Genomic DNA, 18,905 nt, shown 5'->3' with positions numbered 1-18,905 from the left:
TTGTGTAACCACTCAAATACCTTTACAATCCATCCAACTCATCGGGGAGCAAACCCATTTAGCATTGAGTCAATCAATGCATTGGGGCGCTGAGACCTAAGTGTTTAACTAGGGACCCGTATTACCTGAACCAGATAATGCTGGCGTAGGAATTGAGTCTGGATATTGGAAGTCCTTAATAGCCGCCTCAAACCCTGTGCCGCTCAACTTATTTCTCTGAAATACTCATGGAGAGCGAGCAGTGAAACCCACTCTAAATCTGATTGCCTTAGCTGCAATCACCTCTACTTCAGCGTTTGCCGCTGAAAACACATTAACCATCTATACCTACGACTCTTTTGCCGCAGATTGGGGGCCGGGTCCTAAAATCGAGCAAGCTTTTGAAGCAAAATGTGGCTGTGACGTTAACTTCGTAGCGTTGGACGATGGCGTGTCGATTCTGAATCGTCTTCGTCTTGAAGGCGGTAATAGCAAAGCGGACATCGTATTAGGTTTGGATAACAATCTGATGGCAGAAGCGAAGAAAACCGGTCTGCTTGCCGAGCACAATGTGGATACGGCTAACACAGTGTTACCAAACGGTTGGAGTGACACGACGTTTGTACCGTACGATTACGGCTACTTCGCGTTTGTATACAACAAAGAGAAACTGGCTAATCCGCCGAAAAGCATGAAAGAGCTGGTGGAAACGCGCGACGATCTGAAAGTGATTTACCAAGATCCGCGGACTTCAACGCCGGGCCAAGGCTTAATGCTATGGATGAAATCTATTTATGGCGACGATGTGACGCAAGCGTGGCAGAAGCTAGCGAGCAAAACCGTAACGGTCACGAAAGGTTGGTCTGAGGCGTATTCTATGTTCCTCAATGGTGAGTCCGATTTAGTGCTTTCTTACACCACTTCACCTGCGTACCACTTAATTGCGGAAAACGATTCGAAGTTTGCGACGGCGAATTTTGCTGAAGGCCACTACATGCAAGTTGAAGTAGCCGCCAAAGTGAAAGGGGCAAAAAATTCAGAACTTGCTGATCAATTTATGAGTTTCATTTTAAGTGATGAGTTCCAATCGGCGATGCCAACGGGTAACTGGATGTACCCAGTCACTGAAGTTGAGTTACCTAAAGGTTTTGAAACTTTGAGTGTTCCAAGCAAGTCGTTGAGTTTTAGTGCTGATGAAGTGGCAAAAATGCGTAAGTCTTGGATTCGCGAATGGCAAAGCGCATTGACGTTTTAGCTGACGTTTCCATCCTCATCTGAATGAGATAGGTTTTACCTTTGAATTCTGTTCCAAAAATAGGTTTAGGGGTCGCGATGATCATCGCGACCTTTGTTATTTCTGCCCTAGGTGCTTTGATTGTTCAAGCCCCTTCACTTGATGTGTCTGTGGTATGGGGCGACCCGTACTATCAACATGTCACCAAGTTCAGTTTCTACCAAGCGTTTCTTTCCACATTGCTCAGTGTTGGCTTTGCCATTCCAGTAGCGCACGCACTTTCGCGTCGCCAATTTATTGGTAAATCATTACTGCTTAAGCTGTTTGCATCGACACTGGTTTTGCCGGTTTTGGTTGGTGTTTTTGGGCTGTTAGCGATTTATGGCAACAGTGGTTTGTTGGCGCAGTGGTTGCAAAGTTTCGACACTAAACTGCCATTCTCTATTTACGGTTTGAACGGCATTTTACTCGCCCATGTGTTCTTTAATTTACCTTACGCGGCACGATTGCTTCTGCAAGCCTTGGAGTCTATTCCTGCCGAGCAGCATAAGCTTTGCGCGCATCTTGGGATGAGCCATTGGGATAAGTTTCGCTGGGTAGAATGGCCGCGTTTAAGGCAGCAGCTTCCCCACGTTTGTGGGTTGGTGTTTATGTTGTGCTTTACCAGTTTTGCCACTGTAATGGCGTTGGGGGGCGGGCCAAAATCCACCACCATTGAATTGGCCATTTACCAAGCGATTAAGTTTGATTTTGATTTACAAGCTGGGGCGTTATTGGCGCTGTGGCAGATGCTGTTATGTGGACTGCTTGCTATTGGAGTGCAGAAGTTAACAAGGCCTGTTTCTATCAGTGTTGGAAGCACATCGGTACAGCAATATTTAACGAAGGATCATGGGTGGTCAAAAGCTTGGGATAGCTTTTGGATCATAGGTGCCTTTTTACTGGTAATACCGCCGTTATTGATGGTGTTACTGAGTGGCATCAACCAACAAGTTTGGACAGTATTAACCGATGAGCGTTTTTGGTCTGCGCTATTGAACTCCCTCAAAGTCGCCTGTGTCGCTAGCGCGCTTGCGGTCGCTGCAGGGGTGTCCATACTATTGACCAGTCGCCGTTGGCGGTTGCAGTACAAAAACACGCGAGCCGATCAGATTGAGTTAATCGGCACCGTTATTTTGGTGACTCCAGGTCTGGTGATCAGCACCGGTTTATTCTTACTACTGCGCGCATTTACCGATGTTTTTAGCTTGGCATTTTTTGTCGTGATTTTGGTGAACGGTTTGATGGCTTTGCCTTACGTGATCAAAACGCTAGCGCAGCCAATGCTGCACATTGAACAACAGTATCAGTATGTATGTGCCAGCTTAGGCATGCGTGGCTGGCAACGGTTTAAAGTGGTGGAGTGGCAGGCGCTACGCAAGCCGTTTGCACATGCGTTTGCGATCAGCTTTATGTTTGCGATTGGCGATTTAAGTGCTATTGCGTTGTTTGGCGGACAAGAGTTCCGCACTTTACCTCTGTATTTATTCCAGCTGCTTGGCAGCTATCAGATGGACGCGGCTGCGGTGGTATCGGTGACCTTATTGTTGTTGAGTGTGGGCTGTTTTGCCTTGATTGAGAAAGTATTGAAAACGAAGGAGAGAGCGTAATGTTAGTGTTGGATGATGTGCAGTACACCTACCAACGTGAACTGTTTCGTTTTGACTTAACGATTGAGCAAGGACAGATTGTGTCGCTGATGGGACCAAGTGGGGCAGGGAAGTCAACCTTGCTGGCGTTGGTGGCAGGATTCATCCATCCTGACCGTGGTGATATTTGTGTTGATGGTGAGTCCATTGTGCGTAAAGAGCCTTATCTGCGTCCGTTCTCTATGTTGTTCCAAGAGCACAATTTGTTTGCTCACTTATCGGTGCGTGACAACATCGGTTTGGGCTTACACCCAGGGCTAAAGCTTACGGTGGACCAAAATCGTCAGATTGAACAAGCCGCGCAGCAAGTTGGTGTTGCAGAGTACCTCGACCGTTTGCCAGAGCATCTTTCTGGTGGCCAGCGTCAACGTGTTGCCTTAGCGCGTTGTTTTGTTCAGCCTCATCCCATGTGGCTATTGGATGAGCCGTTCTCGGCGCTTGATCCGGTGTTGCGTGAAGAGATGCTGAGCTTGGTAAAAAAACTCGCAGCAGAGCGGGGAATAACCGTATTGATGGTCACGCACCATTTAAGCGATGCCAAAGCGATTGCCAGCCACTTTGTGTTTGTGGCAGATGGTAAAGTGGAAGCCGCGGGTGATATGTCTGCATTGAGTGAACAGCATGCTAGTGAGAAGCTTGCGGCATTTATCCGAGCAGCATGCTAGTGCCTGATAGTTGCTAGGTTATGCTTCTCCGCAACACAAACCATGCCGAGGTCCAAATTCAAATTGAGATCTTAAGCTCATGATATGGTCAATCATTGCTTGTACACGCCGTGGGCGGTTTGCTCCAGGACGATAGACTAAATAAATAGGCATTGGTACCGTGTGCCATTGCGGTAACACTCTGACTAAGGTGCCACTTTCTAGCTCTTGCGTCATGTTCTGCACAGGTAAGTTAGCGATGCCTAGTCCTTTAAGTGCGCCTTTCAATATTGCTTCTACAGTTGTACTTGAGAAGTTACTGGTTATTGAAACATTGACGGTATTATCGTGTGAGATCAGCGTCCAAGGCCCTATTTCTGAAACATATTGATACCTCAAACAGTTGTGTTTTGTCAGATCTTCTGGCGTTTCAGGTACGCCGAACTCAGCTAAATACTCAGGGCTAGCAGCCAGGACTCGAGTGGTATAGCCTAATTTTTTTGCGATCAATCGATCATCAACTATCTGACCGACTCGAATTGCCATATCAAAGCCGTGTGAAAACAGATCAACAAAATCGTTCGATGCTTCTAACGCAATTTGTACTTTTGGCCATTGTTTTAAAAATGGCAAAAAGATGTGTTCCGCCATATACGCATCCAACGCTGGTGGCGCGGAAATACGCAGCCGGCCTTGGATCTGTTGTTCCATCTCCTGTACGTCATGGCCAATTGAGTGGAATTCCTCAACTAAGCTTGCAGCACGCTCTAAAACCATTTGGCCAGCTTCGGTGATCACTAACTTTCGGGTTGTGCGCTCTAGCAGTTTGGCTTCAAAGTGTTGTTCGAGTTTGGTTATGGCTTTACTAACAGTAGATTTTGGTAGGTTTAACTCCAGCGCGCACTTGGTTAAGCTCAGTAGTCGACAGCTTGTGACAAAGATAGAAAGCGTTCTAAAGTCAATTGTTTCTAAATTGCGAACAATCACTTTCAATTATCCATATTGTTTCAATATTAATCTGATTATAGTCTGGCACCTCATCCTTAGCCATCAAGTTATTGTCATTTGAGGTAAACACCATGTCCAACTCTGTAGACTTATTTTCTCCTATCGAACTCGGTCAATTAGCATTAGATAACCGTGCCATTATGGCGCCTTTAACGCGAGCTCGTGCTGGCGCAGACCATATTCCTAATGACCTTATGGTTGAATACTACGCTCAACGTGCGAGTGCCGGACTTATCATTGCTGAATGCACCATGGTGATGGAAGGTACGTCTGCTTTCATGGCAGAGCCGGGCATTTACAACGAAGAGCAAATCGCAGCTTGGAAAAAGGTAACGGATGCGGTTCATGAGAGAGGCGGTAAGATTGTACTGCAAATTTGGCATGCGGGACGAGCTTGTCATCCTGATCTGAATGAAGGAAAAACACCTGTAGCGGCGAGCGCATTGGCCATTCGTGATGAATTAGTCCATACCCCTTCGGGTAAGCAAGCATATACGGTACCACGAGCACTCGAAGTGGATGAGATAGCTTCCATTGTTGCGGCGTTTAAACAAGGTGCAGAAAACGCCAAGAAAGCCGGCTTTGATGGGGTCGAGATACATGGCGCCAATGGTTATCTTATTGATAACTTCCTTCGTGACGGCTCAAATTTACGTACCGATGAATACGGTGGCTCGGTTGAAAATCGTGCTCGATTTTTACTTGAGATAGTGAAAGAAGTCGTTGAGGTGTGGGGACCCGGAAGAGTCGGTCTGCGTACATCTCCGCTAAATGGATTTAATGACATGAAAGACAGTGATCCAGTTGGTTTGGTGCGTTACTTAGCAGAGCAACTTAATTCTTTCGATCTTGCTTATTGGCACGTGATGCGTGCGGATCTGAAAGGCGTACAAAAAGCAGATGTTCTCAAGCCAGCACGCGAAAACTATCAAGGTCACTTAATGGCGAACGTGGGCTACAGTGCACAAGAAGCGGCAACAGCAATTGCAGAAAACAAAGTTGATGTGGTCGCATTTGGCGTTCCCTTTATCGCAAACCCAGATTTAGTTGAGCGATTTAAGAAAAATGCACCTCTTAATGAGGCGAAACCAGAACACTTTTATTTGGGTGGAGCAGAAGGTTATACCGATTACCCAGTGATGGCATAACTCTTACTTGTTTAATATAAAAAGGACGCTAATGTTAGCGTCCTTTTTCGTTTCTGTATTTACTTAGCCTTGCGGTTTTACGACCATCACATTGATTGGAGAATATTCCACAACCTTACTCGCGACAGAGCCAAGCATTACTTTATTGATTTTAGAGCGTTTGTGGCTTGGCATAATGATGAGATCAGCGCCTAAACGTTCTGCATAATCAAGAATGGTCGCGTAGGCCTTGCCTTCAGCAACATGCACTTGGTAAACCACATCTTCAGCAATATGCTCATTAGCGAAAGCTTTTAGTTGCTGCTTCACGTCTTGCTTCATTTTGGCTGCAGCATCTTTCGGAAAGTATGTGGCAACCATCGACATGTGAATACCAGGTAGTACCGTCAGAAGATGGATTTGAGCATTTGCTTGCTTTGCCTGCCAAACCGCTAGTTCAACTGCTCGGTCTGAAAAGCCTTGGTCATTTAGATCAACCGGAACAAGAATTTGTTTGTACATTCAATGTCTCTCATTAAGGCCCCTTTATCCTCGGGGCCAAATCGGTTATGCGCTCAATTGTTCCTTACGAGCACGACGTTTTTGGTTCATGGCAAGCACCAGCAAAATCATTAAGCATGGTACAAACACCCACTCTTTCATCGGACGGTCTGCATCCTGGATAACCCACTTGATTTCCCAATCAAAGTCGATACCTGCGGACTCTGCTGGACTACCAAATTCAACCATATCGACAATCATTTTGTTGTCACTTTCGGTCAGCATCAGACCCATAGATGAAATACGTGCGTCTGCTGTTGTCGCACTGTCTTCGAATGGAAGACGAACCGTTTTCTCAATGTAGTCGCCCTCAAGGTTTTCACCGGCAACACGTAACTCCAATGATTCTCCTACATTTAGTGTTTCCGTGATTTGAGCTACCTCAACGCCAGGAGAAAGAACTTTCGCTGGGTACAGCATGTCCCACCAAAAACCTGGACGGAAAAACGAAAACGTCAGTACTAATAATAGGACTGTTTCCCACCACTTGTTACGCGTGAACCACCACCCTTGAGTTGCCGCAGAGAAAATCAGCATTGCAATGATCGATGAGATGACCGTGAGTGCCAAATGCCACCAAGAGTCGATCCCCATTAACAATAGCTGGGTATTGAACACAAACATGAACGGCAAAATAGCGGTTCGAATATCGTAAGTAAAACCTTGGATACCGGTACGAATTGGATCTGATTTCGCAATTGCTGCTGCTGCAAAAGCGGCAAGACCTACAGGTGGGGTATCGTCGGCTAAAATACCAAAGTAGAAAACGAACAAGTGCACCGCTATCAACGGAATAATCAAGCCATGCGCTGCGCCGAGCGTAACAATAACCGGCGCCATTAGAGTAGAGACCACGATATAGTTCGCCGTTGTTGGCAGACCCATCCCCAGAACCAAGCTAATGATGGCGGTAAACAGCAGCATAAGAATGATACTGCCACCAGAGATAAACTCGACGAAGTCGGTCATCACTAGGCCGATACCCGTTAGTGTAACAACACCAACAACGGTGCCCGCTGCCGCGGTTGCAACGCCGATACCAATCATATTGCGCGCACCAGAAACTAAGCTCTCGGCAAGATCGACAAAGCCATCTTTGGTTTGCTGAAGCATGTCACCTTGCTTTGACAGCAGTGCAATCAACGGACGTTGAGTAAGCAAAATGAAAATCATGAATACCGTTGCCCAGAATGCCGAAAGGCCAGGTGAGAAACGTTCGACAGTCAAACACCAAACTAATACGACGATAGGGAGTAGGTAGTGCAAGCCTGACTTAACGGTTGGGCCAGGATCAGGTACTTCTGTTAATTCTGCATCAATCTCAATTGCGCCATCTTGCACGTGATTTGCTGAGACTTTCACCAACCCAACGTACGCGATTAATAGTGCGACGGTAACAATTGGTGTCGCGGCATCACCAAAGACGTCCTTTGTCCAACCCACTCCGTAGTAAACCAATGCGCTGATCACACACAATCCTAAGATTGTACCAGTAAAGGACAGCAGACTTTGTACTAGTGTTGGGTTGTGGCGACGAGGAAGGCCTGTCATGCCTGCTTTACACGCTTCAAGGTGAACAATGTAAATTAAAGCAATATAAGAGATTAGCGCTGGAAGTAGGGCGGCTTTAATCACCTCAACGTAGGAGATACCGACGTATTCCACCATCAAAAATGCTGCTGCACCCATGATTGGCGGTGTTAACTGACCATTGGTTGAAGCCGCTACCTCTACCGCACCCGCTTTTGTGCCGGGAAAGCCAACACGCTTCATCAGTGGAATCGTAAAGGTGCCAGTTGTTACTACGTTTGCGATTGAAGAACCAGAAACCAGACCAGATAAACCTGATGCAACAACGGCCGCTTTAGCTGGACCACCTTTCATATGGCCAAGTAACGAGAAGGCAACTTTAATGAAGTAAGCACCAGCACCAGCGCGTTCCAGCATTGCTCCAAACAATACAAACAAGAAGACAAAAGAGGTAGAAACACCTAGCGCAACCCCAAATACGCCTTCAGTTGTTAGCCACAAGTGAGACATGGCCTTGTTCAAGCTTGCCCCTTTGTGCGCGATAACGTCAGGCATGTAAGGGCCTGCAAAGGTGTAAGTAAGGAAAACAGCAGCCACGACCATTAATGGTGGACCAAGTGCTCGGCGTGTTGCTTCTAAAAGGAGGAGCATACCGATAACAGCAACAACGATATCAACCGTTGTCGGTGCGCCTGAGCGTCCTGCTAGCTCGGTATAAAAAAGGTATATATAGGCTGCTGAAAAGCTGCCAGCCAACGCGAGTATCCAATCAACAAGAGGGATATGATCGCGAGGAGAATTCTTCATCGCTGGATAAGCAGTGAAAGCCAAAAAGATCGCGAAAGTAAGGTGGATAGATCGCGCTTCCGTGTCGTTCAGTACGCCAAAATTGAAAATAAATGGTAACGGGGATGCGTACCATAATTGAAATAGTGACCAACACAGAGGAACAAACCAAAGGATTCGTCCTTGCATTCCTGAAGGGCTACGTGCACCTGTGTCTGCCTGAGCCACCATTTCTTGCACATCTTGTGACGGAGCTTGATTCGTCGCCATGTACTTTTTCCTTATTATTGATGGTCCTGTCTGATTTTTATCGAGAACCACACTTCGCCTCTATCAGTGTAGTGAATGGAGCGAAGTTTGCTTTCGAGTATTTTGCTGCCTGAACTCAAAGTGTTGATTGTTGGATACTCTGTTAGGCGGCGTTTAAGTTTTCTTGGGTATGAGCTCGCAGTTTTCAGAAGAAAACTGGCGAATGAAGCATACAGTTAGAACGTGCTACAACCTGTATGCTCAAACAGGCAGAAAATATTCTTTCCTGCCTGTATGTAGAGTCTGAGGAAATTACTTAATTAGACCCATTTCTTTGTAGTATTTTTCTGCACCTGGGTGAAGAGGAATAGAAAGACCAGCTTTCACCATGTCTTCTTTCTTCAAGTTTGCGAATGCAGGGTGTAGACGTTTGAAGGTATCAAAGTTTTCAAACACAGCTTTTGCCACGTTGTAAGCGACATCGTCTGAAACATCAGAGGTCGTTACCATTGTTGCTGCAACACCAAAGCTGTTTACGTCTTTGTCTGTACCGCGGTACATACCAGCCGGTACTGAGCTAAAGGCGTAGTATGGGTTGTCGGCAACAATTTTATCGATTTTAGGGCCTGTTGCTGAAACTAGCTTCGCATCACATGATGTGGTTGCTTCTTTGATTGAACCGTTCGGGTGGCCGACCATGTAAATGAAGGCGTCAATTTTGTTATCGCAAAGTGCCTGAGAGCGTTCAGAGCCTTTTAGCTCAGACGCCAGTTTGAAGCTGTCGTTTGTCCAACCCATCGCTTCCATGACAACGCCCATCGTTGCACGGTCACCAGAGCCTGGGTTACCGATGTTTACGCGCTTACCTTTCAGGTCTTCAACGTTTTCAATACCTGAATCTGCACGCGCAATGATGTTGAAAGGTTCTGTATGAAGAGAGAACATTGCGCGTAGCTTTTTGTACGGGCCTTGTTCTTCAAACTTGCTCGTACCGTTGTAGCCGTGGTACTGCCAATCCGATTGCACGATACCAAAATCTAATTCGCCTGCACGGATAGTGTTAACGTTGTAAATTGAGCCACCAGTCGATTCTACTGAACAACGGATGTTGTGGTCTTTACGACCTTTATTTACCAACTTACAGATAGCACCACCAGTTGGGTAGTAAACACCTGTCACAGAGCCAGTACCGATGGTAATAAACTCTTGAGCGTTAACTGCGCCTGCGCCCATTACGGCTGCAGCGATAGCGCCTACTTTGAGAAGTTTGTTAAATGCCATGAATTTCCCTTCCTTATATTCATTATTTACCCGGAAATAACCATAAATCACTTCTGGAGTTTCCTATTTGGAAACGGCACCTTTTTCAATCCAATCGTTTGAAAAAGCGAGCGAATCATAACAAAAAATTGGCAGAAAATTATCCAATTGTTAAATGTTATAGTTGATAAGTCTGAATTTTGTATCAGGGGATAGGATTCAATTTATGATTTAATTCTTTTTATAACAATTACTTAATTAACGTTTAGTGACTGAAATGAAAAAGATCAATTGCGTGATGTTAATCACAAAATAGGTGGTTAAAGAATGAGCGGAGTAAGCAAGAAATTTACATAAATTATGGGCTACAAAATGAGACTTCTTTTATAACCCACAATGAGTTAGCTGATTGAAGCTTTATAGAGCTTAACCAGTATATTCGAACAGCTCGCACACTGATTTGAAGAGTTGCTCAGTCGTAATTGCCATGGTTGGCGTAATGAAAATGGTATCGTCACCTGCGACAACACCAAGAATACCTTCGGATTTACCGAGTGAATCAAGCAAGCGAGCAATCAACTGTGCTGCACCTGGGCCGGTGTGAATTACCACTAACGCTGCATTACGATCGATGTCTAGTACCAGTTCACGCAGAGAGCTGCTGACTGTTGGGACACCTAGCTCAGCAGGAAGACAGTAAACCATTTCCATTTTTGCATTGCGCGTACGGACGGCGCCAAATTTAGTCAGCATACGTGAGACTTTAGATTGGTTGATACTCTCAAACCCTTGCTGTTTGAGTGCGTCAACAATCTCGCCCTGTGAGCCAAAGCTTTCTTCTTTTAACAGGGCTTTAAAGGCGCGAACTAAGTTGTCTTGTTTTTCTGAATTGCGCATAGTCATTACAAATCTCTTATTACGGGTCAGCAATTTTGCATATTCTCGCATATATATTCAGGCGGTGCCAAAGAGTCCCAGGATTATGTTAGATGCGTCACTGTAAACTATATACCACATAGAATTCTTTAGCGCGCTGAAGTAGGGCTGTATCTGTTTTCTTGAATTCCTTGTCATTTCAACAGAATAAAAGAATAATCCAAGCCCCATTTGTAGCACGGTAACAGCGAGTTGCGCGAGGTCGCAAAGCTAGCGTTAATTGATTGTAATCAAGTTGTGATTCCGATAGCTTTATTTAAGTTGGTTACAAACTACCCTACGAATACGTTTATAAGAGAAATACTCTCAAGGAGAACTACATGAAAGTAGCCGTTATTGGTGCCGCTGGTGGCATCGGTCAAGCCCTGGCCCTTCTACTTAAGAACCGTCTTCCTGCTGGTTCTGATCTAGCCCTATATGATATTGCTCCAGTAACTCCTGGTGTGGCCGCTGATCTTAGCCACATCCCTACGCCAGTTTCTATCAAAGGTTACGCTGGTGAAGATCCTACTCCAGCACTAGAAGGCGCGGATGTTGTGCTAATTTCTGCTGGTGTTGCGCGTAAGCCAGGTATGGATCGTGCGGATCTATTTAATGTAAACGCTGGTATCGTTAAATCGCTAGCGGAGAAGATTGCGGTTGTTTGTCCGAAAGCTTGTGTTGGTATCATCACAAACCCTGTAAATACAACAGTGCCAATTGCTGCTGAAGTTCTTAAAAAAGCGGGTGTTTATGATAAGCGTCGTCTATTTGGTGTAACAACGTTGGATGTTATCCGTTCAGAAACGTTTGTTGCTGAGCTTAAAGACAAAGATCCAGGTGACGTTCGCGTGCCAGTTATTGGTGGTCACTCTGGCGTAACGATCTTACCTCTACTGTCTCAAGTAGAAGGTGTTGAGTTTACAGCTGAAGAAGTAGAAGCATTAACGAAACGTATTCAAAATGCAGGTACTGAAGTTGTAGAAGCTAAAGCGGGTGGTGGTAGTGCAACACTATCAATGGGCCAAGCTGCATGTCGCTTTGGTCTGTCTCTGGTTCGTGCTCTTCAAGGTGAAGAAGGCGTAGTTGAGTGCGCTTACGTTGAAGGCGACGGCGAACACGCGACTTACTTCGCGCAACCTGTGAAACTGGGTAAAGAAGGCGTTGAAGAAGTACTAAGCTACGGCAAACTCAGCGATTACGAAAAGTCTGCATTAGACGGTATGCTAGAAACACTAAATGGCGACATCAACATTGGTGTTGAATTCGCAAAGTAATCTAGAAAGCCTATATAAGAAAAAAGCCGATCATTTTGATCGGCTTTTTTGATCCTTGATTTCTCAACTTCGTAAAAATGGTCGAATAAAACCACGTAGTGAAGGAGAAGATGATGGAAGCGAGTCGAATCCGTAAAGGCATGGTTGTTGAGTGCCAACAAGGCGTCGGTACGATATTAGTGGTCGACCATGAAGCAGAGACGGTATTGTTGTCCAAACAAGGGACTGAACAGCAACTCGCCGTTAGCTTTGATGAAATAGAAGATGATCCACAACTGCATGGCGGTAGTGACAGATATTACTAGCGCCCCGGGCGTCGTCATTAGGTATCAAACGTAAAAAAGGAAGAGCGTGCTCTTCCTTTTCGCTATAAGCCTTGCGTTACGGGTAGCTATTGATTACTTCGTGCGTTGTACTGCGACATGAGCCAGAGTAACAAGCGCTTGTTTGTATTCAGACTCTGGCAACACTGATAGTTCTGCGATTGCTTTGTCTGCTTCTTCTAGAGCTTTTTGCGTTGTGTATTCCAGAGAGCCTGCTTCTTTCATGACCGCAAGAATTTCTTCTAAGCGCTCCATTCCATTCGCTTTCTCAATCGCTTCACGAATCATGATGGCGTTTTCTGGTGTGGTATTACGCATAGCATGGAGTAGAGGTAAAGTTGGCTTGCCTTCGGCCAAGTCATCACCCACATTTTTACCCATGTCTTCGCCATCAGAAGTGTAATCCATGACGTCATCAATGAGCTGAAACGCAGTGCCTAGATACTTACCGTAATTTTGCATTGCGATTTCAACATGCTCAGGAGCATCATTTAAGATTGCACCGATTTGAGTTGCGGATTCAAATAAGCGCGCAGTCTTAGAGTAGATGACTTGCATGTAGCTTTCTTCTGTCGTGTCAGGGTCGTTACAGTTCATCAACTGCTGTACTTCACCTTCGGCGATCACGTTTACGGCATTGCTCATTAGTTTAAGGATCTTCATGGATCCTAGTTCTGTCATCATCTGAAATGAGCGTGTATAGATAAAGTCCCCAACTAATACGCTAGCCGCATTGCCAAATGCTGCATTCGCAGTGGCTTTACCACGGCGCATGTCTGATTCATCTACCACGTCATCATGCAGCAAAGTCGCTGTATGGATGAACTCAATAAACGCAGCTGCCATTGTATGACCATTGCCTTGGTAACCAAGTGCGCGGGCTGACAGTATCGCTAAAAGCGGTCTTAGACGTTTGCCTCCACCACTCACGATATAAAAACCGAGCTGGTTGATTAAAGAGACATCAGAATTAAGTTGGGCTTGAATTGTTTCATTCACTTTTGCCATGTCATCGGCAGTAAGCGCTTGGATAGTTTTAAAATCCATCGTATATCCGGCTGAAGTTAGACCCTGCAAGGCTTATTCGATTTATATAATTGTCGAATAATACACTAAAAAACGTTGATTAATACATTACTAAAGGGCATGATTGCCGCACTTTTCTTTGGCGATTAGCTTTTCGCCAATTTTTTCAAAATATGGCTTGTCATAGGAGCATCTATTCTGTAGAATCTGCGCCCTATTGATGATTAGTTTAGCGCACACCCTCAAGAAAGGCTGTGCGGAAAAAGCGGAGTAAAATATGTACGCTGTTTTCCAATCTGGTGGTAAACAACACCGTGTAAGCGAAGGTCAAACTCTTCGTTTAGAGAAATTAGACGTTGAAACTGGTGCAACTGTAGAATTTGATAAAGTTCTTCTTGTTGCTAACGGCGAAGACATCAAAGTTGGTGCTCCTCTTGTAGAGGGCGGCAAAATTGTTGCTGAAGTTGTACAACACGGTCGTGGCGATAAAGTTAAAATCGTTAAGTTCCGTCGTCGTAAGCACTCTCGTAAGCAACAGGGTCACCGTCAGTGGTTCACTGAAGTGAAGATCACTGGTATCAACGCTTAATCTATTAGGAGAGTTTAACAATGGCACACAAAAAAGCTGGTGGTTCTACTCGTAACGGCCGCGATTCAGAAAGCAAACGTCTAGGTGTTAAGCGTTTCGGTGGTGAATCTGTACTTGCAGGTAACATCATCGTTCGTCAACGTGGTACTAAGTTCCACGCTGGTAACAACGTAGGTATCGGTAAAGACCACACTCTATTCGCTCTTACTGAAGGTAAAGTGAAGTTCGAAGTGAAAGGTCCTAAGAACCGTAAGTTTGTAAGCATCGAAGCTGAGTAATTAGGTTTTTAACCAAATTACTTAATAGCTTTAAGCTGAATTCAAAAGCCCTGCCGAATCGGCGGGGTTTTTTATTTGTGGCAGTCGACATATCGAAGTTTCTCGCTAAGATCCTAAGCGATTTGAATCTGGGAGCTTAGATCTGTCATCTGCTAAAATTGTCGGATGACATAGTAAGATTTAATCCACGCACGAAGTAGTCGGAGTAAAAGATGAAGTTCGTAGATGAAGCGGTAGTAAAAGTTCAGGCTGGTGATGGCGGTAGTGGCGTTGTCAGTTTCTGGCGTGAAAAATTCATCACTAAAGGTGGCCCTGATGGCGGTGATGGCGGTGACGGTGGTGATGTTTATATCCAAGCTGATGAAAACCTAAATACCCTGATTGATTACCGTTTCCAGCGCTTCTACGAAGCTGAGCGTGGTGAAAACGGTCGCGGTGGTAACTGTACAGGTAAGCGTGGTAAAGACATTGTTCTTCGTGTACCTGTGGGTACGCGCGCTGTGGATATCCACACAAATGAAATCGTGGCGGAAGTTGCTGAACACGGTAAGAAAGTGATGATCGCAAAAGGCGGTTGGCACGGTCTAGGTAACACGCGTTTCAAATCTTCAGTAAACCGCGCGCCTCGTCAGAGAACATTGGGTACAAAGGGTGAAGTACGCGAAATTCGCCTTGAGCTATTGCTTCTTGCTGATGTGGGTATGCTTGGTCTACCTAATGCTGGTAAATCAACCTTTATCCGCGCAGTATCAGCAGCAAAACCGAAAGTCGCTGATTACCCATTCACGACTTTGATCCCAAGCTTGGGTGTCGTAAGTGTCGTACCAGAGAAAAGTTTTGTTGTTGCAGATATCCCTGGTTTGATCGAGGGTGCAGCAGATGGCGCTGGCCTTGGTATTCGATTCTTGAAGCACTTAGAGCGTTGTCGAGTGTTGCTGCACATGATCGATATTATGCCAATTGATCAGTCCGATCCGGTGCAAAATGCATTGACGATCATTGATGAACTAGAACAATACAGCGAAAAACTGGCAAGTAAGCCGCGCTGGTTAGTGTTCAACAAAGTTGATCTAATGCCTGAAGAAGAAGCGAATGAGAAGATCCAAGAAATCTTAGACGCACTAGGTTGGGAAGACGAGTACTTTAAGATCTCGGCGATCAATCGTAACGGTACTAAAGAGCTTTGTTACAAACTGGCTGACTTTATGGATAACCTACCTCGCGAAGAGGAAGAAGTGGCTGAAGAAGATAAAGTTAACTTCATGTGGGATGATTACCATAAAGATGCGATGGCGGGTAAAGACGTTATCACTGAAGATGACGACGATTGGGATGACTGGGACGATGAAGAAGATGACGGTCACGTTGTCTACGTTCGTGACTAATCAGAACGGTCAAACAATGCCTGTTTGCCTATAATTCATTAAGCCGCAATTATTTATTGCGGCTTTTTTTGTATCTAAATCATATTTAGGTGATGTGATTTACGGCACAATAACTGATACGTCGTGTTTTTTTGAGGGTTAGTTTGGCCCTCGCGCGTATGAATGAGTAACACCCTAAAAGGAATTAGACTTATTTATGACTCTAGAAACCATACCGCCTAGAGAGTTGGCGGTATCTACTCAACGATCGATTTCTCGTCTTGTCGCCCAAGCCGGACAAATGCTACTTGCTCATGGTGCTGAAAGTACTCTTGTGAGCGATATTATGCGTCGTATTGGCCTTGCTTGTGGGGTGAATGAAGTTGCGGTAGCACTATCAGCTAATGCATTGGTTGTGACGACGGTAATGGATGGGCATTGCATCACCACCACCCGAAGCTGCGCTGATCGTGGCATCAATATGCGCGTTATTACGCAAATTCAACGAATCTGTATCATGATGGAACGTGGTTTGCTCGATTCAACCATGGCGCAGAAAAAGCTGAACGCTATCAGTCCAGAGCGTTATAACCGCTGGTTGGTGGTGTTTATGATTGGCTTGTCTTGTGCGGCATTCAGTCATCTAGCTGGTGGTGATTGGGGAGTATTCATTATGACCTTTTTAGCTTCAGCTGGTGGCATGATCGTTCGCCAAGAAATTGGTCATCGTCATTTCAACCCTCTATTGAACTTTGCTGCGACCGCTTTTGTGACCACCTTAATTTCAGCACAGGCGGAAATTTACCAAATCGGTAATCTACCTACCGTAGCAATGGCATCGTCAGTATTAATGCTTGTACCTGGTTTCCCACTCATTAACTCTGTCGCAGATATGTTGAAAGGCCACATTAATATGGGGATTGCTCGATTTGTGATGGCTAGTTTACTAACGTTGGCGACATGTTTGGGGATCGTTGCTGCGATGAGTGTAACTGGAATTTGGGGGTGGGCTATCTAATGAGTTTATTTGATTTGATGTTTGGCCTTTTGAATGACATGTTTTTTGCGGCGATTCCCGCTGTAGGATTTGCATTGGTTTTTAACGTACCACAAAGAGCTTTAGTGTATTGCGCTGTTGGTGGCGCGATTGGTCATGGTAGCCGCTACTTGATGATGCAGTTTGGCATTCCTATTGAGTGGGCAACCTTTTTTGCTGCGACGTTAGTTGGGATGATTGGTGTGTACTGGTCTCACCGTTTTCTCGCGCATCCAAAAGTGTTTACTGTGGCTGCTTTGATCCCGATGGTGCCGGGTGTGTTTGCGTACAAAGCAATGATCGCTATGGTAGAAATCAATCATGTTGGCTACTCACCCGAGCTTGTCGCAACCTGTATGGAAAACTTTCTTAAGGCCATGTTTATTATTGCAGGTTTAGCTGTTGGTCTTGCGGTTCCAGGGCTGTTATTCTATCGCCGCAGACCAATTGTATAAGGACCTAACATGATCATTAGTATGATTGCCGCTATGGCCGACAATCGCATCATTGGCAAAGACAATCAAATGCCTTGGCATCTTCCCGCCGATTTCGCTTGGTTTAAGCGTTGTACCATGGGAAAACCGGTTGTGATGGGACGCAAAACCTATGAGTCTATTGGTCGCCCTTTACCAGGTCGCTTGAATATTGTTATTAGCCGTGATGAGACACTAAAGATCGAAGGCGTCACTACCGTAACATCGATTGAGCAGGCTCTGGAAGTCGCAGGTGATGTGGAAGAAGTGATGATCATTGGTGGTGGTGCGATTTACACCACTTGTCTGCCTATGGCCAATAAACTGTATGTAACATACATTGAAGCGGCCATTGATGGTGATACTCAGTTCCCAGATTGGGGAGACGAGTTTAAGGAAACTTACTCAGAAATGTATCAAGCCGATGAGAAGAACGCCTACAACATGCGCTTTACTGTGTTAGAAAAGTAATTCGAGATTAACACCGCGTAGTTAATACGGTAATGCCGTTCGTGTAACAGCGAGCGGCCATCCCAACCTACCGTCATCCTGAAAAGCGACGAAAGAGCGAGATTCAGGAGCCTCTATACGAGTACCTTGTTGTCAAAGGTATTTCTATCTATTCGCAGCGCGAGGATATTAGATTCCTAGTCTCGTTAAGGCTCGTTGGAATGACCCTACAGGAGGTGTTAAGTGACAAGTATTCTTCCTACTATGGATTATCGACTGTTATTCAGTGTTTAACTTAACGCATCCTGAGTAAAAATTTTCTTATCTTCCCAACGGATCATGGTTAGGCTTCCGCCCCAAACGCAGCCAGTATCTAGCCCGATGACTTCGTTGTTCATATAGCCTTGTAGTGCAGCCCAGTGCCCAAAGAGCACCGCTTTATTTAAGTGAATACGTTTGGGCACATCAAACCATGGAATAAGTTTGTTACCGGAAACTTGTTGCGGTGGCAATTTACAATCCATATCCAAACGACCATCAGGGAAACAAAAGCGCATCCGCGTAAAAGCATTGATAATATAACGGTATCGGTCCAAACCCTGTAGAGAGTCATCCCAGGAATCAGGTTGATTGCTGTACATGTTTTTTAATAGCCAAGGCAGCTCTTCACTTTGGATGATGCGCTCAACTTCACGGGCACACTTTCTCGCTGTTTTTAGATTCCACTGCGGTGATATGCCAGCGTGACACATCACGAACTCGTCATGCTCGGCCAATAGAGGTTGCTGAGCTAGCCATGTCAGTAGTTCCTCTTTGTCAGGGGCCGTGAAAATAGGTGCGGTTTTATCTTTGTCTTTGACCTTTTTTATCCCGTGAGCCACTGCGAGAAGGTGAAGGTCGTGATTACCAAGCACCACGATTGCGTTTGCGCCAAGTGACTTCACAAAGCGTAACGTTTCTAGTGATTTAGGCCCTCTGGCGACCAAATCACCAGCAAGCCAAAGTTGGTCTTTTTTCGCAGAGAAAGATACTTTTTCTAGTAGTCGCTGCAATTCATCAAAACAGCCTTGGATGTCACCAACAATATAGGTAGCCACTGAATCTCCAA

At 45.3% G+C, this 18,905-nt stretch carries 19 protein-coding genes and 1 riboswitch; of the genes, 12 read left to right on the top strand and 7 right to left on the bottom strand.

All coding sequences use genetic code 11. The annotated features are described in order from the left end of the window. Positions 1-32: 32 nt before the first annotated feature. Positions 33-169: riboswitch (TPP riboswitch) on the top strand. A 72-nt stretch (positions 170-241) separates the two neighbouring features. Genes thiB through thiQ form a run of 3 tightly spaced genes read left to right on the top strand, consistent with a single transcriptional unit; the run spans position 242 to position 3,566 of the window. Beyond that, positions 242-1,234 carry a thiamine ABC transporter substrate binding subunit gene (thiB, locus tag R7P69_RS10315; RefSeq protein WP_238952192.1) on the top strand — a complete coding sequence of 331 codons (993 nt, stop codon included), beginning with the start codon at positions 242-244 and terminating at the stop codon, positions 1,232-1,234. A 41-nt stretch (positions 1,235-1,275) separates the two neighbouring features. Further along, positions 1,276-2,862 (top strand): thiamine/thiamine pyrophosphate ABC transporter permease ThiP, encoded by a 1,587-nt coding sequence (thiP, locus tag R7P69_RS10310; protein ID WP_238952193.1) that lies wholly within the window; start codon positions 1,276-1,278, stop codon positions 2,860-2,862. After that, on the top strand, positions 2,862-3,566 hold the full coding sequence (thiQ, locus tag R7P69_RS10305) for a thiamine ABC transporter ATP-binding protein (protein WP_005379648.1): 705 nt from the start codon (positions 2,862-2,864) through the stop codon (positions 3,564-3,566). The genes thiP and thiQ overlap by 1 nt, the downstream gene beginning before the upstream one ends. Positions 3,567-3,584: 18 nt before the next feature. Here thiQ and R7P69_RS10300 read toward each other — a convergent pair whose 3' ends face one another. Then, complete coding sequence (locus R7P69_RS10300) at positions 3,585-4,532, bottom strand: LysR family transcriptional regulator (RefSeq protein ID WP_005379650.1); 948 nt, start codon at positions 4,530-4,532, stop codon at positions 3,585-3,587. Between the two features lie 92 nt (positions 4,533-4,624). Between R7P69_RS10300 and R7P69_RS10295 the strand changes: the two genes are divergently transcribed. Further along, the gene (locus tag R7P69_RS10295; protein WP_025768366.1) at positions 4,625-5,701 is read left to right on the top strand and encodes an alkene reductase; all 1,077 of its coding nucleotides are present in this window, start codon (positions 4,625-4,627) and stop codon (positions 5,699-5,701) included. A gap of 63 nt (positions 5,702-5,764) precedes the next feature. Here the strand turns inward: R7P69_RS10295 and R7P69_RS10290 are convergent, their stop codons facing one another. From R7P69_RS10290 to argR, 4 genes are all read right to left on the bottom strand, one after another. Beyond that, on the bottom strand, positions 5,765-6,202 hold the full coding sequence (locus tag R7P69_RS10290; RefSeq protein ID WP_017820275.1) for a universal stress protein: 438 nt from the start codon (positions 6,200-6,202) through the stop codon (positions 5,765-5,767). A 45-nt stretch (positions 6,203-6,247) separates the two neighbouring features. Then, positions 6,248-8,827: a TRAP transporter permease gene (locus R7P69_RS10285; RefSeq protein WP_017820274.1), complete on the bottom strand. Its 2,580-nt coding sequence runs from the start codon at positions 8,825-8,827 to the stop codon at positions 6,248-6,250. 291 nt (positions 8,828-9,118) lie between these two features. Beyond that, entirely contained in the window at positions 9,119-10,087 is a 969-nt protein-coding gene (locus R7P69_RS10280; protein ID WP_005379657.1) for a TAXI family TRAP transporter solute-binding subunit, read from the bottom strand. 405 nt (positions 10,088-10,492) lie between these two features. Continuing rightward, a complete protein-coding gene (argR, locus tag R7P69_RS10275) occupies positions 10,493-10,963 on the bottom strand; it encodes a transcriptional regulator ArgR (RefSeq protein WP_005379659.1) in 471 nt (156 codons plus the stop codon). A 359-nt stretch (positions 10,964-11,322) separates the two neighbouring features. On the opposite strand from argR, the gene mdh reads away from it, so the two are divergent. Next, on the top strand, positions 11,323-12,258 hold the full coding sequence (gene mdh, locus R7P69_RS10270) for a malate dehydrogenase (RefSeq protein WP_005379660.1): 936 nt from the start codon (positions 11,323-11,325) through the stop codon (positions 12,256-12,258). 113 nt (positions 12,259-12,371) lie between these two features. Then, entirely contained in the window at positions 12,372-12,563 is a 192-nt protein-coding gene (locus R7P69_RS10265) for a hypothetical protein (protein WP_005379661.1), read from the top strand. A 93-nt stretch (positions 12,564-12,656) separates the two neighbouring features. Here R7P69_RS10265 and ispB read toward each other — a convergent pair whose 3' ends face one another. Beyond that, the gene (gene ispB, locus R7P69_RS10260; protein WP_064353590.1) at positions 12,657-13,628 is read right to left on the bottom strand and encodes an octaprenyl diphosphate synthase; all 972 of its coding nucleotides are present in this window, start codon (positions 13,626-13,628) and stop codon (positions 12,657-12,659) included. Positions 13,629-13,884: 256 nt separating this feature from the next. Here ispB and rplU point away from each other — a divergent pair, with 256 nt between their 5' ends. From rplU to folA, 6 genes are all read left to right on the top strand, one after another. Then, the gene (gene rplU, locus R7P69_RS10255; protein WP_005383096.1) at positions 13,885-14,196 is read left to right on the top strand and encodes a 50S ribosomal protein L21; all 312 of its coding nucleotides are present in this window, start codon (positions 13,885-13,887) and stop codon (positions 14,194-14,196) included. A 20-nt stretch (positions 14,197-14,216) separates the two neighbouring features. Further along, positions 14,217-14,474: a 50S ribosomal protein L27 gene (gene rpmA / locus R7P69_RS10250; RefSeq protein WP_005383095.1), complete on the top strand. Its 258-nt coding sequence runs from the start codon at positions 14,217-14,219 to the stop codon at positions 14,472-14,474. Between the two features lie 212 nt (positions 14,475-14,686). After that, positions 14,687-15,859, top strand: a complete 1,173-nt coding sequence (gene cgtA, locus R7P69_RS10245) for an Obg family GTPase CgtA (protein ID WP_042522432.1) — start codon at positions 14,687-14,689, stop codon at positions 15,857-15,859. A 196-nt stretch (positions 15,860-16,055) separates the two neighbouring features. Further along, positions 16,056-16,856, top strand: coding sequence for a threonine/serine exporter family protein (locus tag R7P69_RS10240; protein ID WP_005379664.1), 801 nt, complete (start codon positions 16,056-16,058; stop codon positions 16,854-16,856). Continuing rightward, positions 16,856-17,329: a threonine/serine exporter family protein gene (locus tag R7P69_RS10235; RefSeq protein WP_005379665.1), complete on the top strand. Its 474-nt coding sequence runs from the start codon at positions 16,856-16,858 to the stop codon at positions 17,327-17,329. Before R7P69_RS10240 ends, R7P69_RS10235 begins: the two co-directional genes overlap by 1 nt. A gap of 9 nt (positions 17,330-17,338) precedes the next feature. Next, positions 17,339-17,818, top strand: coding sequence for a type 3 dihydrofolate reductase (gene folA, locus R7P69_RS10230; RefSeq protein ID WP_186584482.1), 480 nt, complete (start codon positions 17,339-17,341; stop codon positions 17,816-17,818). Between the two features lie 269 nt (positions 17,819-18,087). On the opposite strand, the gene apaH is transcribed toward folA, so the two are convergent. Beyond that, the gene (gene apaH, locus R7P69_RS10225; RefSeq protein WP_025768370.1) at positions 18,088-18,894 is read right to left on the bottom strand and encodes a bis(5'-nucleosyl)-tetraphosphatase (symmetrical) ApaH; all 807 of its coding nucleotides are present in this window, start codon (positions 18,892-18,894) and stop codon (positions 18,088-18,090) included. Between the last annotated feature and the right edge of the window lie 11 nt (positions 18,895-18,905).

Origin of the sequence: Vibrio sp. 661, assembly GCF_033339315.1 — a bacterium.
Classification (GTDB): Bacteria; Pseudomonadota; Gammaproteobacteria; order Enterobacterales; family Vibrionaceae; genus Vibrio; species Vibrio alginolyticus.
This window is presented reverse-complemented; position numbering and strand designations above follow the sequence as displayed.

Bases quoted from the DNA above. Each gene is read 5' to 3' on its own strand.
- mdh (WP_005379660.1), top strand. From the start codon at position 11,323: ATGAAAGTAGCCGTTATTGGTGCCGCTGGTGGCATCGGTCAAGCCCTG.
- R7P69_RS10280 (WP_005379657.1), bottom strand. From the start codon at position 10,087: ATGGCATTTAACAAACTTCTCAAAGTAGGCGCTATCGCTGCAGCCGTA.
- R7P69_RS10265 (WP_005379661.1), top strand. From the start codon at position 12,372: ATGGAAGCGAGTCGAATCCGTAAAGGCATGGTTGTTGAGTGCCAACAA.
- rpmA (WP_005383095.1), top strand. From the start codon at position 14,217: ATGGCACACAAAAAAGCTGGTGGTTCTACTCGTAACGGCCGCGATTCA.
- folA (WP_186584482.1), top strand. From the start codon at position 17,339: ATGATCATTAGTATGATTGCCGCTATGGCCGACAATCGCATCATTGGC.
- rplU (WP_005383096.1), top strand. From the start codon at position 13,885: ATGTACGCTGTTTTCCAATCTGGTGGTAAACAACACCGTGTAAGCGAA.
- thiQ (WP_005379648.1), top strand. From the start codon at position 2,862: ATGTTAGTGTTGGATGATGTGCAGTACACCTACCAACGTGAACTGTTT.
- R7P69_RS10295 (WP_025768366.1), top strand. From the start codon at position 4,625: ATGTCCAACTCTGTAGACTTATTTTCTCCTATCGAACTCGGTCAATTA.
- cgtA (WP_042522432.1), top strand. From the start codon at position 14,687: ATGAAGTTCGTAGATGAAGCGGTAGTAAAAGTTCAGGCTGGTGATGGC.
- R7P69_RS10235 (WP_005379665.1), top strand. From the start codon at position 16,856: ATGAGTTTATTTGATTTGATGTTTGGCCTTTTGAATGACATGTTTTTT.
- R7P69_RS10285 (WP_017820274.1), bottom strand. From the start codon at position 8,827: ATGGCGACGAATCAAGCTCCGTCACAAGATGTGCAAGAAATGGTGGCT.
- R7P69_RS10290 (WP_017820275.1), bottom strand. From the start codon at position 6,202: ATGTACAAACAAATTCTTGTTCCGGTTGATCTAAATGACCAAGGCTTT.
- R7P69_RS10240 (WP_005379664.1), top strand. From the start codon at position 16,056: ATGACTCTAGAAACCATACCGCCTAGAGAGTTGGCGGTATCTACTCAA.
- ispB (WP_064353590.1), bottom strand. From the start codon at position 13,628: ATGGATTTTAAAACTATCCAAGCGCTTACTGCCGATGACATGGCAAAA.
- argR (WP_005379659.1), bottom strand. From the start codon at position 10,963: ATGCGCAATTCAGAAAAACAAGACAACTTAGTTCGCGCCTTTAAAGCC.